At 69.4% G+C, this 24067-nt stretch carries 21 protein-coding genes; 8 read left to right on the top strand and 13 right to left on the bottom strand.

The window, feature by feature from the left end:
• Positions 1 to 29: 29 nt before the first annotated feature.
• The gene (locus HZB25_12940) at positions 30 to 197 is read right to left on the bottom strand and encodes a hypothetical protein (GenBank protein MBI5838137.1); all 168 of its coding nucleotides are present in this window, start codon (positions 195 to 197) and stop codon (positions 30 to 32) included.
• Positions 198 to 474: 277 nt separating this feature from the next.
• On the opposite strand from HZB25_12940, the gene HZB25_12945 reads away from it, so the two are divergent.
• The 3 genes from HZB25_12945 (at position 475) to HZB25_12955 (ending at position 5772) form a co-directional block, all read left to right on the top strand.
• Positions 475 to 3291, top strand: a complete 2817-nt coding sequence (locus HZB25_12945; GenBank protein MBI5838138.1) for an insulinase family protein — start codon at positions 475 to 477, stop codon at positions 3289 to 3291.
• A 434-nt stretch (positions 3292 to 3725) separates the two neighbouring features.
• Positions 3726 to 5312 carry a PAS domain S-box protein gene (locus HZB25_12950; GenBank protein MBI5838139.1) on the top strand — a complete coding sequence of 529 codons (1587 nt, stop codon included), beginning with the start codon at positions 3726 to 3728 and terminating at the stop codon, positions 5310 to 5312.
• Positions 5313 to 5568: 256 nt separating this feature from the next.
• Positions 5569 to 5772: a cold-shock protein gene (locus HZB25_12955; protein MBI5838140.1), complete on the top strand. Its 204-nt coding sequence runs from the start codon at positions 5569 to 5571 to the stop codon at positions 5770 to 5772.
• Positions 5773 to 5807: 35 nt separating this feature from the next.
• Here HZB25_12955 and HZB25_12960 read toward each other — a convergent pair whose 3' ends face one another.
• The 5 genes from HZB25_12960 to HZB25_12980 all read right to left on the bottom strand — a co-directional run bounded on the left by HZB25_12960 (position 5808) and on the right by HZB25_12980 (position 8726).
• Entirely contained in the window at positions 5808 to 6311 is a 504-nt protein-coding gene (locus tag HZB25_12960) for a cupin domain-containing protein (GenBank protein ID MBI5838141.1), read from the bottom strand.
• 155 nt (positions 6312 to 6466) lie between these two features.
• On the bottom strand, positions 6467 to 6889 hold the full coding sequence (locus HZB25_12965; protein MBI5838142.1) for an OsmC family protein: 423 nt from the start codon (positions 6887 to 6889) through the stop codon (positions 6467 to 6469).
• Between the two features lie 84 nt (positions 6890 to 6973).
• The gene (locus HZB25_12970; protein ID MBI5838143.1) at positions 6974 to 7519 is read right to left on the bottom strand and encodes a hypothetical protein; all 546 of its coding nucleotides are present in this window, start codon (positions 7517 to 7519) and stop codon (positions 6974 to 6976) included.
• Positions 7482 to 7997 (bottom strand): archaeosortase/exosortase family protein, encoded by a 516-nt coding sequence (locus HZB25_12975; GenBank protein MBI5838144.1) that lies wholly within the window; start codon positions 7995 to 7997, stop codon positions 7482 to 7484. The genes HZB25_12970 and HZB25_12975 overlap by 38 nt, the downstream gene beginning before the upstream one ends.
• A gap of 123 nt (positions 7998 to 8120) precedes the next feature.
• On the bottom strand, positions 8121 to 8726 hold the full coding sequence (locus HZB25_12980; GenBank protein ID MBI5838145.1) for a hypothetical protein: 606 nt from the start codon (positions 8724 to 8726) through the stop codon (positions 8121 to 8123).
• Positions 8727 to 9474: 748 nt separating this feature from the next.
• On the opposite strand from HZB25_12980, the gene HZB25_12985 reads away from it, so the two are divergent.
• Both HZB25_12985 and HZB25_12990 read left to right on the top strand, forming a co-directional pair.
• On the top strand, positions 9475 to 10917 hold the full coding sequence (locus tag HZB25_12985) for an MFS transporter (protein ID MBI5838146.1): 1443 nt from the start codon (positions 9475 to 9477) through the stop codon (positions 10915 to 10917).
• 13 nt (positions 10918 to 10930) lie between these two features.
• Positions 10931 to 11440, top strand: coding sequence for a methylated-DNA--[protein]-cysteine S-methyltransferase (locus HZB25_12990; protein ID MBI5838147.1), 510 nt, complete (start codon positions 10931 to 10933; stop codon positions 11438 to 11440).
• 59 nt (positions 11441 to 11499) lie between these two features.
• On the opposite strand, the gene HZB25_12995 is transcribed toward HZB25_12990, so the two are convergent.
• Positions 11500 to 13530 carry a hypothetical protein gene (locus HZB25_12995; GenBank protein ID MBI5838148.1) on the bottom strand — a complete coding sequence of 677 codons (2031 nt, stop codon included), beginning with the start codon at positions 13528 to 13530 and terminating at the stop codon, positions 11500 to 11502.
• Positions 13531 to 13701: 171 nt separating this feature from the next.
• Between HZB25_12995 and HZB25_13000 the strand changes: the two genes are divergently transcribed.
• Positions 13702 to 14616, top strand: coding sequence for a DUF1684 domain-containing protein (locus HZB25_13000; protein MBI5838149.1), 915 nt, complete (start codon positions 13702 to 13704; stop codon positions 14614 to 14616).
• Positions 14617 to 14697: 81 nt separating this feature from the next.
• On the opposite strand, the gene HZB25_13005 is transcribed toward HZB25_13000, so the two are convergent.
• Positions 14698 to 15120 carry a hypothetical protein gene (locus HZB25_13005; GenBank protein MBI5838150.1) on the bottom strand — a complete coding sequence of 141 codons (423 nt, stop codon included), beginning with the start codon at positions 15118 to 15120 and terminating at the stop codon, positions 14698 to 14700.
• Positions 15121 to 15417: 297 nt separating this feature from the next.
• Between HZB25_13005 and ispG the strand changes: the two genes are divergently transcribed.
• Both ispG and HZB25_13015 read left to right on the top strand, forming a co-directional pair.
• Positions 15418 to 16653, top strand: coding sequence for a flavodoxin-dependent (E)-4-hydroxy-3-methylbut-2-enyl-diphosphate synthase (gene ispG / locus HZB25_13010; GenBank protein MBI5838151.1), 1236 nt, complete (start codon positions 15418 to 15420; stop codon positions 16651 to 16653).
• A 7-nt stretch (positions 16654 to 16660) separates the two neighbouring features.
• Positions 16661 to 18106: an MFS transporter gene (locus tag HZB25_13015; protein MBI5838152.1), complete on the top strand. Its 1446-nt coding sequence runs from the start codon at positions 16661 to 16663 to the stop codon at positions 18104 to 18106.
• A gap of 22 nt (positions 18107 to 18128) precedes the next feature.
• Here HZB25_13015 and lysC read toward each other — a convergent pair whose 3' ends face one another.
• From lysC to HZB25_13040, 5 genes are read right to left on the bottom strand one after another with little or no spacing between them, the layout of a single operon-like run.
• On the bottom strand, positions 18129 to 19502 hold the full coding sequence (lysC, locus tag HZB25_13020; protein ID MBI5838153.1) for a lysine-sensitive aspartokinase 3: 1374 nt from the start codon (positions 19500 to 19502) through the stop codon (positions 18129 to 18131).
• A gap of 48 nt (positions 19503 to 19550) precedes the next feature.
• Positions 19551 to 20465, bottom strand: a complete 915-nt coding sequence (locus tag HZB25_13025; protein MBI5838154.1) for a phosphatase PAP2 family protein — start codon at positions 20463 to 20465, stop codon at positions 19551 to 19553.
• Positions 20466 to 20497: 32 nt separating this feature from the next.
• The gene (locus HZB25_13030; GenBank protein MBI5838155.1) at positions 20498 to 21475 is read right to left on the bottom strand and encodes an NAD-dependent epimerase/dehydratase family protein; all 978 of its coding nucleotides are present in this window, start codon (positions 21473 to 21475) and stop codon (positions 20498 to 20500) included.
• Positions 21475 to 22599, bottom strand: coding sequence for a GNAT family N-acetyltransferase (locus HZB25_13035; protein MBI5838156.1), 1125 nt, complete (start codon positions 22597 to 22599; stop codon positions 21475 to 21477). Before HZB25_13035 ends, HZB25_13030 begins: the two co-directional genes overlap by 1 nt.
• Before the next feature lie 16 nt (positions 22600 to 22615).
• Complete coding sequence (locus HZB25_13040) at positions 22616 to 23845, bottom strand: pyridoxal phosphate-dependent aminotransferase family protein (protein MBI5838157.1); 1230 nt, start codon at positions 23843 to 23845, stop codon at positions 22616 to 22618.
• Positions 23846 to 24067 lie beyond the last annotated feature (222 nt).

The following is a 24067-nucleotide window of genomic DNA, read 5'->3' on the forward strand; positions in this document are numbered from 1 at the left end:
CGGGTCAGATCCGGGGTGCCCGCGCCGGGCTAGTGCAGGTGGCCGGTGAACCAGCGCTGCATGGACGGGCCGTACTTCGCGAAGAAGCTGGGCAGCGCCCATGCCAGGTACGCGAACCACACGAACTCGGCCAGTGTCGGCCAGCCGAACCTGCGAGTCCCCGCGGGCGTGACCGCGCCCGTCCCGCTTCCTTCCATGGATCCCTCCGCGCCCCGTCCCGGGGCAGGGAAACGCTGCGACCCAAGATGCAAGTGAAGCTCCCGCGCGCACTCTACCGCGCGCCGGGGCGGGATTCAAGAAAATGTGGTCCCGGATTCAAGAATTTCCCGTGCGGGGGTATGATGCGGGGGTTCCCTGCCGTCCCCGAGGACCCGCTCCCGACGTCTTGGAGGCCTGTCCGGGGGGGCCGTCCGCCCCTGCGGCGGCCCGGTCATCCCGGCCTGCTTCCCGCTGATGCTCTCCCAGGAGGCTTTCATGCGCAGGTTGCTCCCGATCGCGTTCCTGGCGCTCCTCGCGGCGCCGCTTTCCATCCCCGCCCCGGCCCGCGCGGCCCTGCCCGCGAACGTGGAGCGGGTCGCCCGGAAGGGGCCGGTCACCGAGTACCGGCTGCGTTCCAACGGCATGCCCATCCTGCTCGTTCCCCGGCACAATGCACCGGTGGCCACCTTCATGGTGGTCTACCACGTGGGGTCGCGAAACGAGTTCCCCGGCTGCACCGGCAGCGCGCACCTGCTCGAGCACATGCTGTTCAACAAGAGCACCGAGCACTTCTGGAAGGCCGGCGGGCACAAGACCATCCAGGTGGCCCTGCGCGAGGTGGGGGTGGACTTCTCCAGCACCAACATGACCACCTGGAACGACCGCATGAACGGTTACTCCACGGTGCCCTCCGACCGGCTGGAACTGGCCATGCAGGTCGAGGCCGACCGGATGCAGACGGCGAAGATCCTGGACTCCGAGCGCCAGCCCGAGATGTCCGTGGTGCGCAATGAGTACGAAATCGGCGAGAACAGCCCGGGCGAGGCGCTGTCCAAGGCGGTGGTAGGCGCGGCCATCGTGGCGCACCCGTACCACTGGGACACCATCGGGTACCGCTCGGACATCGAGGGCGTGTCCACCGAGCAGCTCCGCGCCCATTACCGGAACTACTTCTGGCCCGACAACTCCTCCGCCATCCTGGTGGGGGACTTCGAGCCCGACGCCGCGCTGGCCATGTTCGACCGGTACTTCGGGAAGATGCCCAAGGCGCCCGCGCCCATCCCGAAGGTGATCACGGTGGAGCCCGAGCAGGAGGGGGAGCGCCGCGTCACGGTGTCCCGGCCGGGCAACGTGGGCTACGTGATCCTGGCCTATCCGCGGCCCGGCACCCTGGACGCCGACTGGCACGCCCTGGATGTCCTTGCCACCATCCTGGGCAGCGGGCGCAACGCGCGGCTCTACCAGGCCCTGGTGGAGACCGGGCTGGCCAACGAGGTGGACTGCCGCAACTACGCCCTGCGCGATCCCTACCTGGTCATGCCCTACGCCGAGCTGGCCCCGGGAGCCGGCCACGCGAAGACCGAGGCCGCGATCCTCGCGGCGCTGGACTCGGTGCGGGTATCCGGGGTCTCCCAAGCCGAGGTGGACCGGGCGGTGCGCGGCATCGAGGTGGGGCTGGCCTCCAGCCGGGACGGCGTCTACGGCATGGCCGCCGGCCTGGGGGAGGCGGTTGCCTCCGCCAACTGGCAGTGGTTCGTGGACTACCTGGACGTGGTCCGCAAGGTCACCCCGGCCGACGTGCAGCGCGTGGCGCGCAAGTACCTGGTTCCCGGTCACCTGACCGCGGGCTGGTTCGTGCCGAAGCAGGGCGAGCCCTTGAAGACCGGTGCGCTGGAGGGCGGCACCCCCGGCGCCAGGCCGCAGGAGCCCGCGCAGTCAGGCGCCGCGGAGGGTGGCTCTCCCGGTCCGTGGGGCATGCTGATGCTGCCGGAGGTGTCGGTGGGCAGCTCGGTGGGGGGCACCGTTTCCACGCCCCCGGGCTTCGCCGGGCGCACGGTGCGCCGGGCGTGGCCGCGCAGGCTGGTGCTGGACGTGCTGCCGAACCCGGGGGCGCCCACGGTGGCCATCTCCGGGCTGCTGCGGGCCGGCTCCATCCTGGCGCCGGCGGACAAGCCCGAGCTGGCGGCCGTCACCGCCGGGATGCTCTCTCGCGGCACAGCCACCCGCTCCAAGCTCGACCTGGCGGGCCAGCTCGAGAGCCTGGGCGCCTCGATGGGGTTCACCGCCGGCGTGTACGACCTCAACTTCGACGCCTACGGCATGTCCCGCGACCTGCCCGTCCTGCTGGACCTGCTCGCCGACCAGCTGCTGCACCCCTCGTTCCCCGAGGAGGAGCTGCGGAAGCTGAAGCTGCAGCGCCGCGGACAGCTCCTGAGCCAGGCGGAGAACACCGGCGCGCGCGCGCAGGAGACCCTGTTCCAGGTGGTCTTCCCCGACGGCCATCCGCTGCGGCCCACGGGCGTGCTGGACCGTGCGTCCTCGGTGGAGAAGCTCACCGCGGCCGACGTGCGCGACTTCTACACCTCGCGGTATCGCGGCGGGAGCCTGGTGCTTACCGTGGTGGGCGACGTGGACGCAGCGGCGGTGGTGAAGCTGGTGGAGGAGAAGTTTGCGGGCCTGGTGGAGGGTGAGCCGCCCGTGCTCGACCTGCCGCGCGCCCAGCCGGGCCCGCCCCAGCGCCGGGCGGTCACCATGCGCGGCAAGGCCAACATGGACCTGCTGCTCGGGATGTACGGGGGAGTGCGGCGCCTGGACCCCGACTACTACCCCTGCATCCTCGCCAACGCGGTGTTCGGCCTGGACGCGCTCACCTCGCGCACCGGGAGGCGCATCCGCGACACCGAGGGGCTCACCTACAACCTGTACTCCCGCTTCTTCGGCGCCGACCTGCTGGAGGGCACGTGGGGCCTGGACATCGCCGTGGCGCCACAGAACCTGGACAAGGCGATGGCCTCGGCCAGGGACGAGCTGGCGAAGTTCTGCCGCGACGGCGTCACCCAGGCCGAGCTGGACGCCCAGAAGAGCTTCTATGCGGGCAACTTCAAGGTGCGCCTGGCCACCAACACCGGAGTGGCGCAACAGCTGGCCTACGCGGAGAAGTTCGGGTTCGGGCCCGGCTACCTCGACCGCTATCCCGGGGAGATCCAGGCGGTGACGCTGGCGCAGGTGAACGAGGCCATCCGGAGGCACTTCGACCCGGCGAAGGTGAGTGTCATCGTGGCCGGTGACCTGGACAGCCTGCCGGTGGAATAGCCGCCGGTCCGCTCCGCGAGGCTCGATTCACAGGAGGCCGCACCGTGAGGAAGCCGCGCAAGACGCGCGCCCAGCTCGAGCAGGAGCTGCACGACGCCCGCCGCGAGAGCGAGGCGCGTTACCGGCAGCTGCTGGAAAACGTGAACATCGGGATCAGCGTATCCACGCTGGACGGCCGGCTGCTCCACGTGAACCGCGAGATCCTGCGCATGGCGGGCTTCGACGACCTCGAGGAGTTCCTCCGCGTGCCGGCCGAGGAGCGCTACGCCGATCCCCAGGATCGCCTGGATCTGTTGCGGGAGGTGCGCGAAAAGGGCGCGGTCCGGGACCGCGAGATGCGCTCCGTTCGCAAGGACGGCTCCATCTACTGGATCTCCATGAACGCGGTGATGCTGCCGGCCGGCGATGGCTCCCCCGGGCTCTTCCTCACCTCCATGCTGGACATCACCGAGCGCCGGCGCACCGAGGAGGCGCTGCGCGAGAGCGAGGCCGTTTTCCGGGCCATCTTCGAGCAGGCCGCCGTCGGCGTGGCCCTGCTCGAGACGAACACCGGCAGGTTCGTGCTCGTGAACCAGCGTTTCGCCGACATCGTGGGCCGCACCCCGGCCTCGATGGTGGGCACCGACTTCATGTCCATCACCCATCCGGACGACCTTCCCCCGGACGTGGACCGCATGGAGGAGCTGCGCCAGGGACGCATCCGGAACTTCTCGATGGAGAAGCGCTACCTGCGCCCGGACGGCGCCGTGGTGTGGGCCAACCTGACCGTCTCGCCCATGTGGGCGCCCGGGGAGACCCCGCGGCAGCACATCGCGGTGGTGGAGGACATCGGCGAGCGCAAGCGGGCGGAGAAGGAGCACGAGCGGCTGCAGGCGCAGCTGCTGCAGGCGCAGAAGATGGAGGTGGTGGGAAGGCTCGCGGGGGGCGTGGCCCACGACTTCAACAACATGCTGGGCGTGATCCTGGGCCACGTGGAGCTGGTGCTGGACCAGGCAGGCTCCGCGCACCCCATGCGCGCGGACATCGAGCAGATCCACAGGGCTTCGCTGCGCTCAGCCGGGCTCACGCGACAACTCCTGGCGTTCGCGAGGAAGCAGCCGGTGGCCCCGCGGGTGCTGGACCTCAACGACACCCTCTCCGGCATGTTCGGCATGCTCCGGCGCCTCATCGGCGAGCATGTCCGCCTGGACTGGGTCCCGGGGGTGGACCTGTGGCGGGTCCGGATGGACCCGGCGCAGCTCGACCAGGTGCTGGCCAACCTGTGCGTGAACGCCCGCGATGCGATCGGCGCTGGCCCGGGGCGCGTGACCATCGAGACGCGCAATGCCACGTTGGACGAGGCCTGGTGCGCCGAGCACCGCGGGGCCGCCCCCGGCGACTACGCGGTGCTGACCGTGAGCGACGACGGCTGCGGGATGGACGCGGACACGCTGGACCACATCTTCGAACCGTTCTACACCACCAAGGGGGTGGGCGAGGGCACCGGGCTGGGGCTGGCAACGGTCTACGGCGTGGTGAACCAGAACGGCGGGTTCATCCAGGCCTCCAGCGAGCCGGGCAAGGGCACCCGCTTCGAGATCTTCCTGCCCCGGCATGCCGGGGATGCCGAGGAGACCGTGCCCGCCCAGGTCACCTCGGCCGGCCAGGGGATCGGCAGGACGGTCCTGCTGGTCGAGGACGAGCCCGCCATTCTGGCCATGAGCCGCGCGATGCTGGAACGGCTGGGCTACACCGTGCTGGCCGCGGGCACCGGGGAGGATGCGATCCGGCAGGCGGCCTCCCACGCCGGGGACATCCACCTGCTGCTGACCGACGTGATCATGCCGGGGATGAACGGCCGCGACCTGGCGGCGCGGATCACCGGGCTGCAGCCGGGGCTGGCCTGCCTGTTCATGTCGGGCTATCCCGCCGACGTGATCGTGCACGGCAGCGAGTTGGACGCCGGCCTGCACTTCATCCAGAAGCCGTTCTCGCTGCGGGAGTTGGCGGAAAAGTGCCGGGAGGCGCTGGGGGCGGGGTAGGCCGGGGAGGTGGTCCGGATGGCCCCCGTGCGGATTTGACTATCTTTCCCCCCGCATCCGGGATATAGTCCCCTTGTCTTCGGTTGCCAGTGGATGTGCCGTCACCGTTCAATCTCCGCCAGAGACTACTCTGGCGGTTTTTTGTTGGCCGGCCAGCCCGGGGCAATCGGAGCACCGGTCATGCAGACCGGACGCTGCCGCGGCGTGATGCGTGGCAAGAGCGGGTCTTCGGACCCGGATACCTCAGGAGTTGCAAGTGGCAAGTGGCACCGTGAAGTGGTTCAACGAGGCAAAGGGCTTTGGCTTCATCACCCAGTCGAACGGCGGCGAGGACGTATTCGTCCATTTCTCCGCCATCTCGGGCGAGGGCTTCAAGACGCTCGCTGAGGGTGACGCGCTCGAGTTCGACGTGACGCAGGGTCCCAAGGGCCTGCAGGCGGCGAACGTCCGCAAGGCCTAGCCGGCCGAACGACACAGTCCGGCTTCCCGCCGCACCTACCCGCGCGTCAGCTCCTGGATCACCCGGCCGTGCTGCGGGAATGCCGACTGTAGTTCCTCCCGACTCCCCAGCTCCCAGTCCTGGTACTCGAAGCCCGGGGAGACGGCGCAGCCCGTGAGGGCGTAGGAATCCGTGTCCTCCAGGCGGGCCGCGTACCACCACCCGGCGCGGATCGCCACCTGGGGCGTCTCACCCCGCCCGGCGTCGCTGCCCAGCGTGAAGCTGCGCAGCCGCCCGGCGGGGTCGATGGCGACCAGGAGCACCGCGCCACCCGCATGAAAGTGCCACACCTCGTCGGAAAGCAGGCGGTGGAAGGCGGAGAAATCGGTCCCCTCCAGCAGGAAATAGATGGACGTCGCGAGGGAACGCATCGGGCTGCCCGGCGGGGCGCCCGGGATCTCCAGGCGTGCCGGGGAACGGTAGGTCTCGCGGAACCACCCCCCCTCGGGGTGGCGCTCCAGGCGCAGGTGTTCGATCCAGCGGGCGGCGTCGGCGTGCATGAGATCTCAGTGTAAGGCAGGCTCTCATGCCTGCCGGGAGTGCGGGTCAGGCTCTCATGCCTGCCGGGAGTGCGGGTCAGGCTCTCATGCCTGCCGGGAGTGCGGATCAGGCTCCCATGCCTGCCGGAAGCGCAGGTCAGGCATTCTTGCCTGACCTACTTCTTCTCGCCGTTCACGGTGATGGACCAGCTTAGCGCCATCCCCTTGCGCAGCGTGTGGCTCACGGAGCAGTACTTATCCTGCGAAAGTTCGACCGCCCGCTGCAGCGATTCCAGCGGCAGGTCCTGCCCTTCGAACTGATACTCGAGGTGCGCCGCCAGGAACGCCCTCGGGGCCTCCTCCTGCAGCTCGGCCTCGATGACCACGCGGAACGACGCCGGGCTCACGCGCATCTTGCGCAGGATGGACACCACGTCCATCCCGGTGCAGCCGCCCAGCGCGTGGAGCACCAGCTCCTTGGGCGTGGCGGCGGCGTCGGAGCCGCCCGCCTCGGCCTTGGTGTCCATCAGCACGCCGTGCCCGGTCTCGCCGATCCCGGTGAAGCTCATGCCGTGGTTGAAGCGCACTTCGCATCTCATCCCACACCTCCCTCAAAGTGGTCCCGACCGATCGGGTCGGGGCAACTTTGTCACGACCGGCGCCCCGTGACAATACGGGTGCACCTACCGCGGGAGGGGGAGCTTGCGGGGGCGGGAATTCGCCGATCCGAAGATCCCGGGCGGAAACTGGACCAGCCACAGCGCTGCCGGTGCCACCCAATGCAGGCTGGTCAGCACGGCGTAGGCGGCCGCGACCAGCTCCACCCCCGGGCGGCTCCGCTGCCAGCACGCCAGTATTCCGAATAGGGTGATCGTGACGACCTGCAGGCAGATCAACCCTGCGACGCCCGCCCCGAGCCCGGCCGCGTGCGCGAGGGCGCGACGGGGAGCCGTGGCGCACAGCCCGAGGTAGATGGGCAGCTGGGCCCAGAGGGCCGACAGGTCCCCCAACGGGAACACCCGGCCGTCCCCGGCCCGGGTGCACCCGATGCCGTCGCCCATCCAGCCGAGGCTGTTCGCCTCACCGGACAGGAACCGCAGGAGCGGTGTGGCCAGCACGCACAGGAACCCATCATAGGGGGCGTGCCACGCGCTGAGCGCCGCGTAGATGACCGACGATACGCCCAGGAAGCTAGCCGCGCGGGCGGCGCGGAGCGCCGGCCTGTTCACGTCGCAGCCATCCGACCGCCATGGCCATCACTGCCCCCATCATGCCGACCTGCCAGACGTACAGATGCACGACGTCGACCAGCGCCGGCTGGAAGACGGTGAGGCCCACCAGCGAGAACAACCGCAGCAGATTGAGGGCCGCCAGCGTCGGGAGCATCCATCGCATTGCCAGCCCCCGCCGGTGCCAGCTCGTGCGGCTGGCGAGCACCCACGCCACGAGTATGGTGGCCAGTTGGATCCCGTTGCACGGATCGTCCAACCGCGCCCGGGTTCCGTGGAAGTAGAAGGTGTCCCCCCGGGCTTCGCAGGGCAGCCCCACGAGCGGCAGGACCAGCGCCATCAGGCGCGCCAGGCCGTGATTCACCAGGTCGTGCAGCGGCCGCGCCAGGGACGTGAGGACGTCCAGGAGCAACCACAGCCCCACGAAATGGGCGGCGAACCTGAGGGCGCGGCGCCGGCTCTCCTTCTCCGACGACACTCGTGCCTCTGCGCCCGACGTTCCCATGCCCCGGATTCCTCCCGGTCTTTCCACGAAACTCCCCGCCGGCGCGCCGACGAAGGGAGGCGCGCCGGCCAGGGAGGTGGGACCTGTGTGGCAGGCTCAGCGGGGCGTCGCGCCGGTGGAAGCCCGCCGCCGCAGGAGGTAGATGCCTCCGGACATCGCCAGCAGAACCAGCAGGATCCTCCCCGGCCAGCCCACGGCCGGCCAGACTTCGCCGGCCGACGGCTGGTAGGCGAGGAAGGTCGGGCCGTTGTGGGCCGAGCCCGACGGTATGCCATTGCCCTGGGCGTCGTCTCCCAGAGTCATATACACCATCCCGCCGCCTCCGCGTTGTTCGGGCCCGGTGATCACGATGACCTCGCTCGCATCGTGCTTGATCCGGTGTCCCAGGTTGCCCGGGTCCTGTGGCGTGACCAGCTTGAGGTACTTCACGTTCCCGGTCTGCTCGAATCCGGCGATGCCCCAACCTGGCGTGGCCGTGGCGTAGTCGGCGATGACATCATCCTTTCCGCACCGGATCTCGAGATTGTCCCATTTCACGGTATCCGAGCCCTTCGTGATCGTCACGGTGAGCTTGTTGTCCTGGATCTCGGATTTCACCGTGGTGGTCAGGGGTGTGGCGGCGGCGCCACTTGCGGCGGCGGTCAGCGCCAGGAGAACAGCAGCTGCCGTGGGGGCAAGATGAACACGAGTGGGCAGGGGCATGAGAGTCATCCTCCGAGAGCAGGCGCTCTCCGCGGGTCGGAAGTGGGCCTTCCACCGCGTCTCGGGCAGAGTCACGGAGCCGGTCCGCCGCGCGAACGGGGCGGAACCGGCTGGTTCCCTGCGGCCAGAATACCGGTGCGCCGCGGAAGCCGACGCCGTCAGATTGGAGAATGAACTGTCAGTATACGGATGCTCAGGGCGAGTATGATGAAGTGAAGATGACTGCGGCCATAAAGGAGAATGCTGACTTGCGAAGGTGTCTGGCAGCTAGTAATGACAAATATATTCGGTTTCGCCGGGAATGCAAGGGCAAACAAGTGATACTCAAGGTGCGCGCAGTGGAATGTCCTCCGGGGACTCCCCTGCAGCCACGCCTGGAGCCTACCCCGGGAGGCGTCAGGCTGCTCGCGCACCCTGCGTAACGGGGGAGCCCACATCCATCCGGGTTCAGTAGCCCCGCGCCTGGGACCATGGCCTCCCGGGCGTGGCGTGGGCATTCGAGTGCCCTCCGGGGGCCTGGCATGCCTCGGCGGACTGCGCCCGGCCCCGCGTGGCGGGTCGGGTGCATCCCCATCCGCGGAAATAGTTTACACGGATGAAACATGGGGATCTACGCATCCGCCCCCGCCGGCGGGGGAGGGATCGCCGCGTCCGCGGTTCGGGCTTGTTTCGGGGTCGCGGGCGCGGTACCGTTGCGGCGTTCCGCTGAAAAGTGAGTGTGACATCCGATCCCCGACCGGAGGACCGAATGACCGCGGGTGTGCCGAGTTCCAGTGCCGCTGGCGCTCCGAACCACAGTCCAGCCTTCAGGCTCCGCAGGTTCTACAACTGGTTTCCCCTCGGCCTCACCTACGCCACGTTCTACATGGGCCGCTACAACTTCAACGTGGTCAAGGGCGACATGGGCCAGATGTTCCATCTCGACAAGGCGCAGATGGGGATCATCGCCACCGCGGGATTCTGGACCTATGCGCTGAGCGTGATCTTCAACGGCCCGCTGGCCGACCGCATCGGCGGGCGCAAGGCCATCCTGGTGGGTGCGCTGGGCGCGTCGGCGGTGAACCTCGCCATCGGGTTGCTGTTCCTCAACGGCTGGGCCACCAAGCTCATCGTGGGGATGTCGCTGCTGTACTCGGTGAACATGTACTTCCAGAGCTTCGGCGCGCTCTCGGTGGTGAAGGTGAACGCGGCGTGGTTCCACGTGCGCGAGCGCGGTGTGTTCGGCGGGATCTTCGGGATCATGATCTCCAGCGGCTACTTCCTGGCGATCTCCTTCGGCGGTTGGATCCTGGCGCACTTCCCGTGGTACTGGGTGTTCCTGGTCCCGTCGCTGGCCATCGCACTGATGTACGTGGTGGACCTGCTGGTGGTGCGCGACCGGCCCTCGCACGCGGGCCACGCGGACTTCCACACCGCGGACGCCTCCTCGGGCGACGAGACCCCGGTGAACCTGGCCTACATCGCGAAGATGGTGCTTACAAACCCGGTGCTGGTCACCATCGCCGCCGCCGAATTCTGCACCGGGTTCGTGCGCCAGGGGCTGATGCTCTACTTCACCGAGTTCCTCTCCGAGGTGCACCACGTGGGCAAGGGCACCGCGATGTTCTGGTGGGCCGGCTTCGGCGTCACGCTGGGGGGCATCTGCGGCGGCCTGCTATGCGGCTGGATGTCCGACAAGCTGTTCCACTCCCGGAGGCCCCCGGTGGCGTTCCTGTTCTACATCGCGCAGGCGCTCTCGCTGCTGTGGCTGGGCTACGCCGGCAGCGCGGGAATGGCCACCTTCCTGATCGGGTTCTGCTGCATGTGGATCTTCGGCGTGCACGGCATGCTCTCGGGCACGGCTTCCATGGACTTCGGCGGCCGCAAGGCGGCCGCCACGGCGGCGGGCATGCTGGACGGCATCCAGTACGTCGCCGCGGGCTTTACCGGCTACTGGATGGGCTGGATCCTCAAGACGTACGGCTGGGACGGCGTGGCGCCGTCCGCCACCCACCAGGCGGCCAACGCGCAGGTGTGGGTGCTGTGCATCATCCCGTTCTCCATCGCCGGGGCGCTGATCATGACCCGGGTGTGGAACGCGAAGCCGACTTCGAAATCCGCGGGCCACGGGCCGTCGGCGCCCACCGGGGCCATCCGCCCGCCGGCCCGCCCGCGCTCGGGAAGGCCCGAGGAAGAGCTCGTCGGAGTGTGAGGGAGGGCCCGGAATGTCGGTGATCAGCCACCTGCTCGCCACCCCGGTCGGGGCGCTGGAGCTCGAGGCCACCGAGAATGGCCTGTTGCGCCTGGCCTTCCTCAACCGCGCGCCCTCCAGCCCCAGGGCGGCCCCGCGTGGCGACAGCGACGCCGAGGTCCACATGCGCGCGACCCGCAGGCAGCTGGGCGAGTATTTCAAGGGCGAGCGGAAGCGCTTCCAGTTGCAGCTGGACCTCCGCGGCACCGACTTCGAGTGGCAGGTCTGGGAGATCCTGCTCACCATTCCCTACGGGAAGACCCGCACCTACGGGGAGCTTGCCCGGGACCTGGGCGGCGTGGAACTGTCACGCGCCGTGGGCGGGGCGGTGGGCAGCAACCCGGTGGCCATCATCGTGCCCTGCCACCGCGTGATCGGCGCGGACGGTTCGCTGACCGGCTTCGGCGGCGGGCTCCCGCGCAAGGAGAAGCTGCTGCGCCTGGAAGGCGTGGACCTGGATGGGCCGCAGATGGCGTTGTTCTGAGCCCGGGGCGCCGGCGCTGCGCGACAGGAGCCCGGGCCCCCGGGTGGTGGGGGGCGGCCCTAGAAGCCCGTCTCGCGGTCCGACTTGATCACCGCGAACTTCCCCACGTGGCGCTGGCCGGTCTTCACGTCCTCCACGGAGTACAGGTAGAGTCCCGTGGCCACTGCCTGGTCCCTGTCGCTGATCAGGTCCCAGGCCATCATGGAGCCGGAAAACGCGGGCGCCTTCAGGCCGCCGGTGTTGCCGGGGTCGTACACGCCGCGGGCGCCCTGGCCGCGGTAGGTGGACGAGTCGAAGTCAAAGCTCTTCACCAGGTCCCCCGCCAGCGAGTACACGCGCACCTTCGCCCGGGCCGGCAAGCCCACGAACCACAGATAGTGATTTCGCGCCAGGGACGCGGCGTCCCAGCGGGCTTCCACGCGGTAGGGGTTGGGGAAGACACTGATCCCCTGTGCCGCCGTGGCCGCGGGATCGGGCCCCGGGAACGCCATGGCCAGGTTCTGGCTGATGCCGCTCTCCAGGCTCGGCACCCGCGCGTCGCCCTTGTCGAAACTGGTCATGGCGGCGAAGTACTTGAAGCCGTCGCGCATGCCCTCCACCCGGTAGCGGTAGGTGTACGCCGTGGTATCGTCCCCGAAACGGCGCGGCTCCGGCAGGCGCCAGCGCTCCAATCCGGTGTTGGGCGGCACGCTGTCGGCCACGTCCGCCTGGAACACCAGCGGCATCTTCTCGGGATCCTCGCCCAGGTACAGCCGGTAGCCTTCGAAGTCGTGCTTGTCCGTGCGCAGGCTGGTGGAGTCCGCCACGCCCTCCGGGAAGGCGTCCCAGTACACGTCCAGCGCATTGCCCCGGGGTATCAGCCTGATCTTCGGCGAGGGTGGCGGCGTGGGCAGCACGTAGTTCAGGTCGAAGGCCAGCTGCGCGAATCGCGCGTGGGACTCCAGCGCTTCGCGCCCCCGCCCGGCCACGAACGCGAAGTCCACGGTGATGCTGGAGTCCCGCTCCAACACCGGGAACGGGCCCAGCGTGAACATCTCCACCGGGGAATCGCTGCCCAGCAGGATGTTGGAGGTGGGCTCGGCGCGGGCGGTGTCGGCCATCCGGCTGTAGCGCAACGCGTCGTACTTGCTCAGGTCCGAGGCCGGATCGTAGCGCCACCACTGCCAGTGCGGCTGTGCGCGCGGCGAGACGGTCCGCGAGCCCAGGAACTTCACGCCCGCCCAGTAGGGGTTGACCTCCTCGGTGATGCAGTGGCCCTCGGCGGCGCAGAAATGCTCCTCCACCAGCTTCAGGCTGTCGGAGTAGTCCAGCTTGGTGCTGTAGAACCAGGTGCGCGGGCCGGTGCCCGCGTTGGGCAGCCAGCCCGAGTACAGCAGCTTGTTGTTGGACACCAGCTGCGAGTACAGCCCCACGTAGACGTTGCGCAGCAGGTCGCCGGTGTTGGTGATCTTGAAGTGCGCCACCACGAAGGCGCTCGCCAGGTCGAAGCTCCAGCTGTACGTCTCCACCCGGGTCTTCAACTGCAGCGGCACGTGCGGCTCGAGCCCGGTGATGGGGGCGCGCGCGTCGTCGCTGTACTCGGCGATCAGGTCCTGTTCCGAGACCGCGGTGCGGCTGTAGTTCCTGTCGTTCTCGAGGCGGCTGCGGCGCAGGAGGTTGTTGCCCGCGGGGGCCCACTCGGTTCCGCCGGCGCTGCCGGGCGTGCCGCCATACATCCCGTCCACGCAGCCGGTGGAGACGTGCGCGGTGGCCTGGAACGACGTGTCCGAGCCCGTCGGCAGCGTGCGCGCGCCCACCCACAGCCCCGCCCGCACCAGGTGTTCCATGCCGCTGCCCAGCGGGTACTCCATGGACGGGGTGCGGTCGGTGAGGTTGGTCCCGAAGAAACCGTAGTTGGTGACCGTGAGGCCCATGCGGCTGCCGGTGGTGTAGTCCCGGGAGTACCGGAAGCCCAGGGCGCCGGGCGTGCCCAGCGGGCCGGGAAGGGAAACGCCGGACGCGGGCTCCGCCGCCGCGGATGGGGACACACCCGTGCCGCCGCCCAGGGAGGCGGCGAGCAGGAGGGCGGCGGACAGCGCGGCAAAACGCATTGGCAAAGTGGTTTCCATGGGCCAGCATGGAGGGCGGAAGAGCCGTTACTATGCCCGTGCGCGCCCACAAGGTCAAGTCGGTCCGGGGATCGGTCGGGGCCGGCCGGCCCGGGCCCACTTCGCGCACCCGCGGCCCGCCACGGGCCCCACAGACATTCACGGAGGAATTGGATGCTCCCAGCGCTCGCCGCCCTGCTCGTCCTCGCCACCGCTGCCGCCCCACCCGTTCCCGCCGGGCCCGCGAAGCTCGCGCCGGCCGAGGCCGAGACGCTCAAGGCCGCCATCCTGCGCGACCGGAGGCAGACCGAGGGCTGGCTCAAGTCCGCGCCCACCTCCTACCTGGCCACCGTCCAGCGCAAGGACTTCGGCACCCGGACCACGCTCACCGTGGGCGGCGCCGCGGACAACGACGTGGTCATCGCGGACGCGGCCGTGAAGCCGCACCACCTGCAGGTGACCGTGGCCGGCGATTCGTTCCAGGTGGCCACCGTGGACGCCGGCGCGACCTTCAAGGTGAAGGACGCGGAGCGCCGCGAGGCCCGGGTGGGCCCCAGCGCCGTGGGCCTGGGCCGCTACACGCTGCGGCTCTCGCACCAGCGGTTCCCGGCCATCATCGTCTTCGACCCGAAGAGCCCGCGCTACCGCGACTACAAGGGCCTGAAGTTCTTCCCGGTGGACTTTGCGTACCGCTTCCAGCTGCCGCTCACCGCGAGCCCGAGGCCCGAAACCACGATCATCCTCTCCACCCGGGGAAACCAGCGGCACGCGGTGCGGCTGGGCTGGTTCGACTTCACCGTGGGCCGGAGCCCCTGCCGCCTGGAGGCGGTGCGGCTGCTCGAGCCGGGCGTGGGGGAGAACGACCTGGGAGTGTTTTTCACGGATGCCACCAGCGGGAAGCAGTCCTATCCGCTGGGGCGGTACGTGGACGTCACGCGCATGCAGTCGGGCCTGTACGTGCTGGACTTCAACACCGCCTACAACCCCGCGTGCGCCGTGTCTGACCACTACAACTGCCCCTATCCGCCCAAGGGCAACCGCCTGAAGGTGGCCATACGGGCCGGCGAGATGAACGCGCACTACCACTAGGTGTCCTGCGGCCGACAACGACACGGGGCACCGGGCGCGCACGCCGCCCGGTGCCCCGTCTGAATGCCGCCCGGCCCGGGTCTAGTGGACCGCGAACTCCTTCGTCCCCACGACGCGACCGGTGGACTGGATGATCCCCACCGCCCGGAACGCCCCTGTGCGGGTCCAGGGGTAGGAGGACACCATGATGTGCCCGTACGTCTGGGGGTTCCCGTAGCTGGCGCTGTCCACCGGCGTGTAGACCCCGCCCGAGATGCTCTCCATCCGGATCCGCACCTGCGAGCCACCGATGTCGAGGTTGCTCTCCAGTCGCCAGTAGATCGTCACGGACGCGGCCGCGATGTGAAACGCGGTCGTCTCGCCGGTGATGTTGAAGCCGCTCATTCCGGTGCCCAGGGTCAGCTTGTCGGTGAAGGTGTCATTGGATGGGTTGGTGGCATCGTCGCAGCCCGCCAGGAGCATCAGCAGGCTCAGGATCAACGCCACGGCGGCCGTGCGCCTCATGAGGCCCTCCATGGTTGAGAAGGAACAGACAGAAGCCACGGCCATGGTACACGGATTTCGCGTCCTCCGGAAGCTGGGGGCCGGGGATTTTGACCGCGGCACACATTTCGCGCCCTCCGGGAGCCCGAGGCCTGTAGATTCTCTCCGCGGCACGCTCGGCTGAGCATCCTGCTCAGCCTCGCTGCGGCTGCCCGCGAGGCTTGTGAATCCGGCCGCCGGGTTCTATCCTGACTCGAGACTGCGGGCGCCGCCCCGCTTCGCGCAGCCCGGAGTCCCTGCGTCCCGGAGAACACCTGAATGCCTCTTCCGCGCCGTCGTTCCCATCCCGTTTCTGTCGGTTCCGTCACCATGGGTGGAGGCCATCCCGTGGTCGTGCAGTCCATGACCAACACGGAGACTGCCGACGCTCTGTCCACGGCTTCGCAGGCTGCCGGGCTCTTCATTGCGGGCTCGGAGATCGTGCGGGTCACGGTCAATACGCGCGAGGCGGCGGGGGCGGTGCCGGAGATCCGGATGCGGCTGCGCGACCGGGGGCTGGATGTGCCGCTGGTGGGGGACTTTCACTTCAACGGGCACCAGTTGTTGCGCGATTTTCCGGAGTGCGCGGCGGCGCTCGATAAGTACCGCATCAACCCCGGAAACGTGGGCGTGGGCAGGGGGCGCGACGAGAATTTCCGGCAGATGGTCGCGGTGGCGGTGGAGCACGGGAAGCCGGTGCGGATCGGGGTGAACTGGGGCTCGCTGGACAGGGCGCTGCTCACTTCCATGATGGATGCCAACGCGAAGCTGGCCGAGCCGCTGGGCCCGCGCGAGGTCACGCTGGCGGCGCTGCGCGAGAGTGCGCTGCGCTCGGCGGCGATGGCGGCGGAATTCGGTCTTCCGGCGGAGCGCATCGTGCTCTCGGTGAAGGTCTCGCGGGTGCGCGACCTGCTGGAGGTGTACCGTGACCTGGCGGCGCGCTGCGAGTACGCGCTGCACCTGGGGCTCACCGAGGCGGGCATGGGTACCAAGGGCGCGGTGGCCACGGTGGCCGCGCTTTCGCCGCTGCTGCTGGAGGGCATCGGCGACACCATTCGCGCCAGCCTCACGCCGTCGCCGGGCGGGGATCGCACCGAGGAGGTGCGGCTGTGCCGGCAGCTGCTGCAATCGCTGGACCTGCGCCACTTCGAGCCGCAGGTCACCTCGTGCCCGGGCTGCGGGCGCACCACCAGCATCTTCTTCCAGCAGCTCGCCGAGGAGATCCAGGGCCACATCCGCCGGAGCATGCCCGACTGGCAGCGGCGCTACCCGGGCGTGGAGACCCTGCAGGTGGCGGTCATGGGCTGCGTGGTGAACGGGCCCGGAGAGTCGCGCCACGCCGACATCGGCATCTCGCTGCCCGGCACGGGCGAGGACCCCAAGGCCCCGGTGTTCGTGGACGGGAAGCTGACCGTCACGCTCAAGGGCGAGAATATCGCGGGCGAGTTCCTCGAGCTGCTCGCGGGCTATGTCGAGCGCCGCTACGGCGGCGTGGCCCGCGCCGGGGAGCGCTGAGAGGGACGTGGCCGCCCTGCCCGCGGGCGCCGGCCCCCGCCCGGTGGCCGGGAGGCGCAGGACCCACCTGCTGCTCCTGTTCGTCCTCTACTGTCTGCGCCTGCTCTCGCTCTCCCTGGTCCTGCCGATGCTGTCCCCCTACGCCATGGACATGGCCCACAGCACCGCCGCGCTCACCGGGCTGGCAGTGGGAGTCTACGGGCTCACCCAGGGCCTGTTCCAGGTGCCCTTCGGGGCCGCCAGCGACCGGCTGGGCCGGCGCAACGTGTTCGCGCTGGGGCTGGTGGTCTTCTCCGCAGGCTGCGCGGTGTGCGCCTCGGCCCACGACATCTACGCGCTCATCGCCGGGCGCTTCCTGCAGGGCGCGGGCGCGGTGGCCTCCACCATGCTCGCCTACGTGGCCGACCTCACCGACGAGGACACCCGGCCCCAGGCCATGGCGTGGCTGGGCACCATCGTGGGGGTGTCCTTCGGGCTGGGCGTGGTGACCGGCCCGGTTCTCACGCATAACTTCAGCCTGCCGGCCGTGTTCTGGGGCAGCGGCGTGCTCTGCGCGGTGGGCGCGCTGGCGGCGATGCTGCTGCTGCCCGAGCCGCCGCGCATCCGGCAGGCCGCCAGCCACGACCGCCGCGGCGAGGGCCTGCGCGAGTACCTGGGAGTGCTGCGCGAGGCCCCGCTGGCGCGCCTCACGGCGCAGGTGTTCCTGCTGCACTTCACGCTGACGGCGCTGTTCGTGGTGGTGCCGCTGCGCCTGGCGCATGCGGTGATCCCGCGCGATCTGTGGCAGGCCTACCTTCCCATCATCCTGGCCGGGCTGGTGGTGATGTTCGTGGCCGCCGCCCTCCAGCGCCGCTTTCCCCGCCCGGACCTGTTCGTGTTCTTCGCGTGGGTGGCCGTCGCCGCCGGCACCTACCTGGCGCTCAACGCGCCGCCCGAGCGGGGCGACCTGGTCGCCGCGCTGATCCTGTTCGTGGCCGGCTTCGCCATCCTGGAGCCGCTGCTGCCGTCGCTGTTCACACGCCTGACGCGCACCTCCATCCGCGGCGCCGCGCTGGGGCTGTTCAACGGATCGCAGTTCATGGGGGCGTTCCTGGGGGGGCTCACCGCGGGCGCGCTGGGCGTGAAGGCGCCCCACCTCCTGGCGCTGGGCATCGTGGGACTTGCGGTGGTGAGTCTATTCCTGAACCGAGGGCTGCGGCAGGCGGCACATCTCAAGGTGATTCACTTCGCGCTGGCGCGCATGACCCACGCGGAGGAGGCCACGCTGGCGGAGAAGCTGCGCAAGGTCCCGGGGATCAAGGACGTCAGCGTGGACGCGCACGACCAGCTGTGGGTGCAGTGCGACACTCGGGAGGTGGAGGAGGGGCGGTTACGGGGGATGGTGGAGGGCAACGTGGATGGAGATGCAGGTGGCTACCCTGCGGAGGTTCCCCGGGCCGGGGCGCCGGGATGAGCATGCGTCGCAGAGCGCGGTTCTACGCAAACACCTCCGGATCCGCGTCCCCGAAGAACTCCTCGTGCAGCCTCCGCACCACCCCGTCCACTTCCCGCTCCTCGATCACGAACGTCAGGTTGATCTCCGAAGCGCCCTGGCTGATCATGCGCAGCTCGGCCGGGCCCAGCGCGCCGAAGATGCGCGCCACCACGCCCGGCGTGGACTTCAGATTCGCACCCACCACGCACACGATGGCCTGGGCGGACTCCACCGACACCTGGCCGAACGCTCCCAGGTCGCGGCGGATCTCGTCCAGGCGCTCGGTGCGGTCCAGGGTCACCGAGACGGAGACCTCCGAGGTGGTCACCACGTCCACCGAGGTGCGGTGGCGGTCGAACACCTCGAACAGCGCGCGCAGGAAGCCGAAAGCCATCAGCATGCGCGTGGAGGTGACATTCACCAGCGTCACGCCGCGCTTGAAGGCGATGGACTTCACGGGGCTGCGCGAGGGCGGGGCCACGGGCACGATGCGCGTGCCCTCGCAGGCTGGATTGAGCGTGTTGCGGATCTCCACCGGGATGCCGCTTTCCACGGCGGGCAGCACCGTTGCCGGGTGGAGCACCTTGGCGCCGAAGTAGGCCAGCTCGGCGGCCTCGTCGAAGGAGGCCACGCGGATGCGTCGCGCGCCGGGCACCACCCTCGGGTCGGTGGTCATGAGGCCGTCCACGTCGGTCCAGATCTGGATGGTCTCGGCGTCCAGGGCCGCGCCCAGCAGGGCGGCGGAGTAGTCGGAGCCGCCGCGGCCCAGGGTGGTGGTCACGCCGGCGGGGGTGGCCCCGATGAAGCCCTGGGCCACGGGAACCGTGCCCGCGTCGAGCAACGGGAGCAGCATGGTCCGGCAGCGCGTGCGCGTGGCGTCGGTGTCGGGCGCGGCGGAGGTGAAGGCCTCGTCGGTGACCACGAAGGAGCGCGAGTCCACACGCTCCGCGGGCAGGCCGCGCTTGCGCATCGCGGCGGCCACCAGGTGGGACGAGAGCCGCTCGCCGAAGGCGGCGGCGGCGTCCAGGCTGCGCGGAGTCAGCTCGCCCAGGGTGGACACGCTGCGCAACAGCAGCGCCAGTTCCTCGATCTCCCGCTCGATCGCCGCGCGCAGCGCCGGGGCTTCGCCGGCGGGGGCGATGTCGTCCGCGATCCCGACGTGGCGCTCATGCAGCGCGGCCACGGCCGCCCCGGCGTCCTTCCCCTGGCCCTCGCCGGCGGCGAAGGCCGCCTTGAGCAGGATGTCGGTGGCGCCCGAGACCGCCGAGACCACCACCAGCGGCTTCCGTGGGCGCGCGGCGGCCACGATCTCCGCCACGGCGGACATGGCCCGGGCGTTGCGCACCGAGGTGCCGCCGAACTTCATCACGATCATGGAAGAGGCTCCCCGAATCCGGCCGGCGGCTCGGCCCCTGCGGCCAAGTCAGCGCGCGCGCATGCCCCCGCGGCGCTCCAGGATGCCCGGCACCACCGCGTACACGAACATCGCCAGCGCCAGGCCGGCCACCGCGTCGATGGCGTAGTGGAAGCCGCCGTACACCGCCCCCACGGACAGCGCCGGCACCAGCGCCAGCAGGACCCAGAATGTCGTCCGGCTGTAACGCCACGCCATGAACAGCACCGTCATGGATACGGCCACGTGCGAGCTGGGGAAGGCGCTGCCCAGCGAGGATCCGCCCCGCAACACCCAGTGCACGACGTGGGGCAGCCAGCGGCCCACCGCGCCCGGCAGCGGCGGGACGAAGTAGTGGAACGGGCCGGTGACGGGGAAGAAGATGAAGATGGTCATGCACAGAAAGAAGCTCACCGACATCGTGCCCATGTACACCCGGAACTCGGCGCGACGGCGCGAAAGGTACAGCACCAGGGCCAGCGCCGGGGCCAGGAAGTAGTAGCTGAGGTAGGCCAGGTGCAGGTACTCGGAGAGCCATACCTGCGGGAAGACCTGTCGCAGCGTCACGCTGGGCTGGCCGCCGAACACCGCGTGCTCCCAGCCGACCACCATGGCATCGTGGAATCCCACGGTGAAGGCCCGGTTGAGGTGGCCGATTTCCTCGTAGAAGAACGGGGTCAGCAGGATGGGATAGAAGTCGCGCAGCCACTGCAGCCGGACCGGGAAGCGCCCGGTGGCGAGCAGCGCCAGGAGCGCCAGCACCAGCGCGCGCAGCGCCAGGGACAGGCCCGCGCCCGGCACCGAGTGCGGGTGGATCGTCAGCACCGCCGTGGTGAACAGGACGTACACCCCGACCGCGATGTCCGCGGGCTCCAGGTGTGAAACGGCGAACGCCGGGCGCACCGCCTCCCCGGTCTTCCCGTGCCACTCCTTCGCGTCGCTCACGCGTCCCGCCCCGGCCGTCCTCGTGGGTTCCGTCACAGCCATCCCTCGTCCCGGTACCACTTCGCAGTCTGCTCCAGGCCCGTCTGCAGGTCCCAGCGCGAAGAATACCCCAATTCGCGACGGGCGCGCGCGTCGGAACACACCCAGAAACGCTGCGACAGATCGATCACCTTGTCGGGGTCCAGGACCGGTGTGAGGTCGCGCGGCGTAAGCCAGCGGTTCACGCGGGCCACCGCGCGCGCCACCACCAGGGGCGCGGGCAGCGGAAGGGTGCGGCGGCCGAGCACCTTTGCAATGGCCTTCGCCATCTCGAAGGTGTGGTGGTCGGTGCCGTCGGTGGCGAAGTACACCGCGCCCGGCGGGCCCTTCTCTCCGGCCAGGCGCAGGGCGGCGGCCAGGTCATCCACGTGGATCATGCAACTGCGCTCGGTGCCCCCGACCAGCAGCGGGCTGAAGCCGCGCATGGCCATCCGGAACAGCACCAGCACCCCGGTATCCCGCGGACCGTACACCACGGGCGGGCGCACCACAATCACCGGCACCCGGTCGCGGAACTCCCCGGCGAGCCGCTCCTGGGCCAGCTTGCTGCGACCGTAGGCGGTGACCGGATGGGGCGTGTCGTCCTCGGTGAGCGGGCGGCCGTCGGGCGAGGGGCCCGCGGCTGCGAGGCTGCTCACCAGCACCACGCGAGGCGCGCCGCCGGGCCGGGAGGCGCACACTTCCAGCAGCAGCCGGGTGCCCTCGACATTACTGCGCTCGAACTCGCGGGGGTCGCGCGCGCGCACCACCGCCGCGACGTGGTGCACCACGTGGGCGTGGCGCACCGCCTCCTCGAGGGCCTTTCGGTCGGAGAGATCTCCGGGGACCAGGCGGGCGCCCAGGGATTCGAGCAGGGCGCGCTTGCCGGCGGGGCGCACCAGGGCGTCGAGCTCGTAGCCGGAGCGCTTGAGCTCCATGGCCAGCGCGCCCCCGACGAACCCCGTGCCCCCGGTGACCAGCGCCCGCGCCATCAGCGCAGGCGCTCCACCGGCGCTTCGTAGATGCGGTAGGTCTTGTACACCTTCGCCCCGAGGTTCTCCAGCGGCGTGCGGGCGATCAGGTTGTCCTCGAGGATCCACGAGAACTCGCCCATGGTGTAGCCGATGCGCTGGGCGGCCCGGGTCACCTCGAACATCAGGAGGGCGTCGATCCCCAGCTTGCGGTAGCCCTCCTTCACGCCCAGGGTGAGCACGCGGCCGGAGCGGATCTTGCGCTTGTGCCACAGGAACTTGAACAGTCCAAACGGGAACAGCCGTCCGTTGACGTGCTTGAGGGCGATGTTGAGGTCGGGGAAGGCCAGCAGGAACGCCACCGGCTGGTTGTCCATCTCGGCAAACAGGACCAGGTTGGGGTCCACGGCGGCCTTGAACTGCTCGGCCATGTGCTCGATTTCCCGCGCACTCATGGGGCAGAAGCCCCAGTTGCGCTCCCACGCCTTGTTGTAGATGTCCTGGATGGCCTGCAGCTCCGCCTCGAATTTCTTCATGTTGAGCGGGCGCACCGTGATGCTGCGCCGCTTCTTCACCAGCTCCGCGCCGCGCTCCAGCCGCTCCGGGAGCACGATGGGCTCCATCACGTAGGCCACCACGTCCTTGACCTTCGTGAGCCCGGTGGACGTGAGCAACTCCGGGTAGTAGCGCGGGTTGTACGGCATGAGCAGGACCGGCGGGCGGTCGAAGCCCTCGATGAGCGCGCCGATGTCGTCGTTGGTGGAGTAGTTCATCGGGCCGCGCACCGAGGTCAGGCCCCGGCCCTCGAGCCAGCGGGCCGCTTCGCGCACCAGCGCCCGCGCCACGTCCTGGCGGTCCACGCTCTCGAAGAACCCGAAGAAGCCGATCTTGTCGTCCCAGAACTCGTTGGACACCACGTTGTGCACCGCGGAGATGCGGCCCACGGGCCTGCCGCCGTCGTAGGCGACGAAGTCCTGGAGGTGGTTGCGTTCGAAGAACGGGTTGCGGCTGGCGTCGTGCTGGAAGCGCACGTCGGAAAGCAGCGGCGGCACCCAGTTGGGGTCGTCGCGGTAGATGTCCCAGGGGAGGCGAACGAATGTCTCGAGGTCGCGCTTGTCGCGGACCGGGCGGACTTCCACTGTCATGTCGGGCAGCTCCGGGTTAGTGGATGAGCCCCATCCGCCTGCCGACCTTCTCGAACTTGTCGAGCACGAAATCCAGCTGTTCCCGGGTGTGGGTGGCGATGTAGCTGGTGCGGATCCGGCACTGGTTCTCGGGCACGGCGGGGCTGACCACCGGGTTGGTGAACACGCCTTCCTCGAACAGCTGCTTCCACACCACGAGCGTGGTGTGCGTGTCCCCGGTGATCACCGGGACGATGGGGGTCTCACAGCCGCCGATGTCGAAGCCGAGGCGGCGGAAGTTCTCCATCATGTAGCGGGCGTTCTTCCAGAGATTCTCGCGGCGCTCGGGCTCCTCGCGGATGATCTTGAGGGCCGCGCGCACCGTGGCCACCGCGTAGGGCGGCATGGCCGCGCTGAAGATGAACGGCCGGGAGTGGTGGCGCAGGTAATCGATCACGTCCGCATCCGCGGCCACGTAGCCGCCGATGGAGGCGAAGCTCTTGGAGAAGGTGGCGGTGATCACGTCGGTCTGCGCCGCCACGCCAAAGTGCTCGCAGGTGCCCGCGCCATGGGCGCCCAGCACCCCGGTGGAGTGGGCCTCGTCCACCAGCAACCGCGCTCCGTACTTGTGGCACAGCTCGAGAATCGGCGGGAGGGGGGCGATGTCGCCCTCCATGCTGAAGATCCCGTCCACGGCGATCAGGCGGCCCTTGCGCGGTTCCAGGTTCGCGAGGATGCGCTCCAGTTCGGCCAGGTCGTTGTGCTTGAACCGCTCGGTCTGGCCCATGGAGAGCATGCAGCCTTCCACGATGGAGGCGTGGTCGAGCTTGTCGATGATCACGACGTCGCTGCGGCCCACCAGCGTGGCGATCGCGCCCTGGTTGGTGAAGAAGCCGGTGGAGAACATCATGGCCGCCTGCTTGCCCGAGAACGCGGCCAGCTCGGCTTCCAACTCGAGGTGAATGTCCAGCGTGCCGTTGAGGAAGCGGCTGCCGGTGCATCCGGTGCCGTAGCGGCGGGAGGCTTCCTCCGCCGCCTCCAGGACGCGCGGATCGTGCGTGAGACCGAGGTAGTTGTTGGACCCGACCATCACCATTTCGCGGCCGTCAATCACCACGATGGTGTCGTGGGACTCCTGGATGGCGCGGAAGTAAGGGTACAGGCCCGCGGCGCGCGCTTCGGCGGCCTTGGTGAAGGACTTCGCCTTGCGGAACACGTCCGCGATCTTGGCGGTCGTAACCTGGTCACCCTTGGTGGCTTGCGGCATGCAAATACTCCCGGATCCCCGGGGAACGGCCGGGCGCTCCGTCGAGGTGAAACTTCGGTCGGATCGCGAACTTGGTGGAGGCGCATTCGCGGGCCAGATTTTGACCAGGCAAGTAATGTAACCCGGTCCCCGGACGGTGTCAATTCAACATTGGAAGCCGTTGCGCAGAAACGAATTCCGAAAAATCCGCAACCGCGGCCGGTGGGCCGGCGGGGGTTGGGA

It is taken from the genome of Candidatus Eisenbacteria bacterium (genome assembly GCA_016235265.1).
Classification (GTDB): domain Bacteria; phylum Eisenbacteria; class RBG-16-71-46; order RBG-16-71-46; family JACRLI01; genus JACRLI01.

Excerpts from the sequence above, each read along its gene's own strand:
- HZB25_12940 (MBI5838137.1), bottom strand. The coding sequence starts at position 197 with ATGGAAGGAAGCGGGACGGGCGCGGTCACGCCCGCGGGGACTCGCAGG.
- HZB25_12945 (MBI5838138.1), top strand. The coding sequence starts at position 475 with ATGCGCAGGTTGCTCCCGATCGCGTTCCTGGCGCTCCTCGCGGCGCCG.
- HZB25_12950 (MBI5838139.1), top strand. The coding sequence starts at position 3,726 with ATGCTGGACATCACCGAGCGCCGGCGCACCGAGGAGGCGCTGCGCGAG.
- HZB25_12960 (MBI5838141.1), bottom strand. The coding sequence starts at position 6,311 with ATGCACGCCGACGCCGCCCGCTGGATCGAACACCTGCGCCTGGAGCGC.
- HZB25_12965 (MBI5838142.1), bottom strand. The coding sequence starts at position 6,889 with ATGAGATGCGAAGTGCGCTTCAACCACGGCATGAGCTTCACCGGGATC.
- HZB25_12980 (MBI5838145.1), bottom strand. The coding sequence starts at position 8,726 with ATGCCCCTGCCCACTCGTGTTCATCTTGCCCCCACGGCAGCTGCTGTT.
- HZB25_12985 (MBI5838146.1), top strand. The coding sequence starts at position 9,475 with ATGACCGCGGGTGTGCCGAGTTCCAGTGCCGCTGGCGCTCCGAACCAC.
- HZB25_12990 (MBI5838147.1), top strand. The coding sequence starts at position 10,931 with ATGTCGGTGATCAGCCACCTGCTCGCCACCCCGGTCGGGGCGCTGGAG.
- HZB25_12995 (MBI5838148.1), bottom strand. The coding sequence starts at position 13,530 with ATGCGTTTTGCCGCGCTGTCCGCCGCCCTCCTGCTCGCCGCCTCCCTG.
- HZB25_13000 (MBI5838149.1), top strand. The coding sequence starts at position 13,702 with ATGCTCCCAGCGCTCGCCGCCCTGCTCGTCCTCGCCACCGCTGCCGCC.
- HZB25_13005 (MBI5838150.1), bottom strand. The coding sequence starts at position 15,120 with ATGAGGCGCACGGCCGCCGTGGCGTTGATCCTGAGCCTGCTGATGCTC.
- ispG (MBI5838151.1), top strand. The coding sequence starts at position 15,418 with ATGCCTCTTCCGCGCCGTCGTTCCCATCCCGTTTCTGTCGGTTCCGTC.
- lysC (MBI5838153.1), bottom strand. The coding sequence starts at position 19,502 with ATGATCGTGATGAAGTTCGGCGGCACCTCGGTGCGCAACGCCCGGGCC.
- HZB25_13030 (MBI5838155.1), bottom strand. The coding sequence starts at position 21,475 with ATGGCGCGGGCGCTGGTCACCGGGGGCACGGGGTTCGTCGGGGGCGCG.
- HZB25_13035 (MBI5838156.1), bottom strand. The coding sequence starts at position 22,599 with ATGACAGTGGAAGTCCGCCCGGTCCGCGACAAGCGCGACCTCGAGACA.
- HZB25_13040 (MBI5838157.1), bottom strand. The coding sequence starts at position 23,845 with ATGCCGCAAGCCACCAAGGGTGACCAGGTTACGACCGCCAAGATCGCG.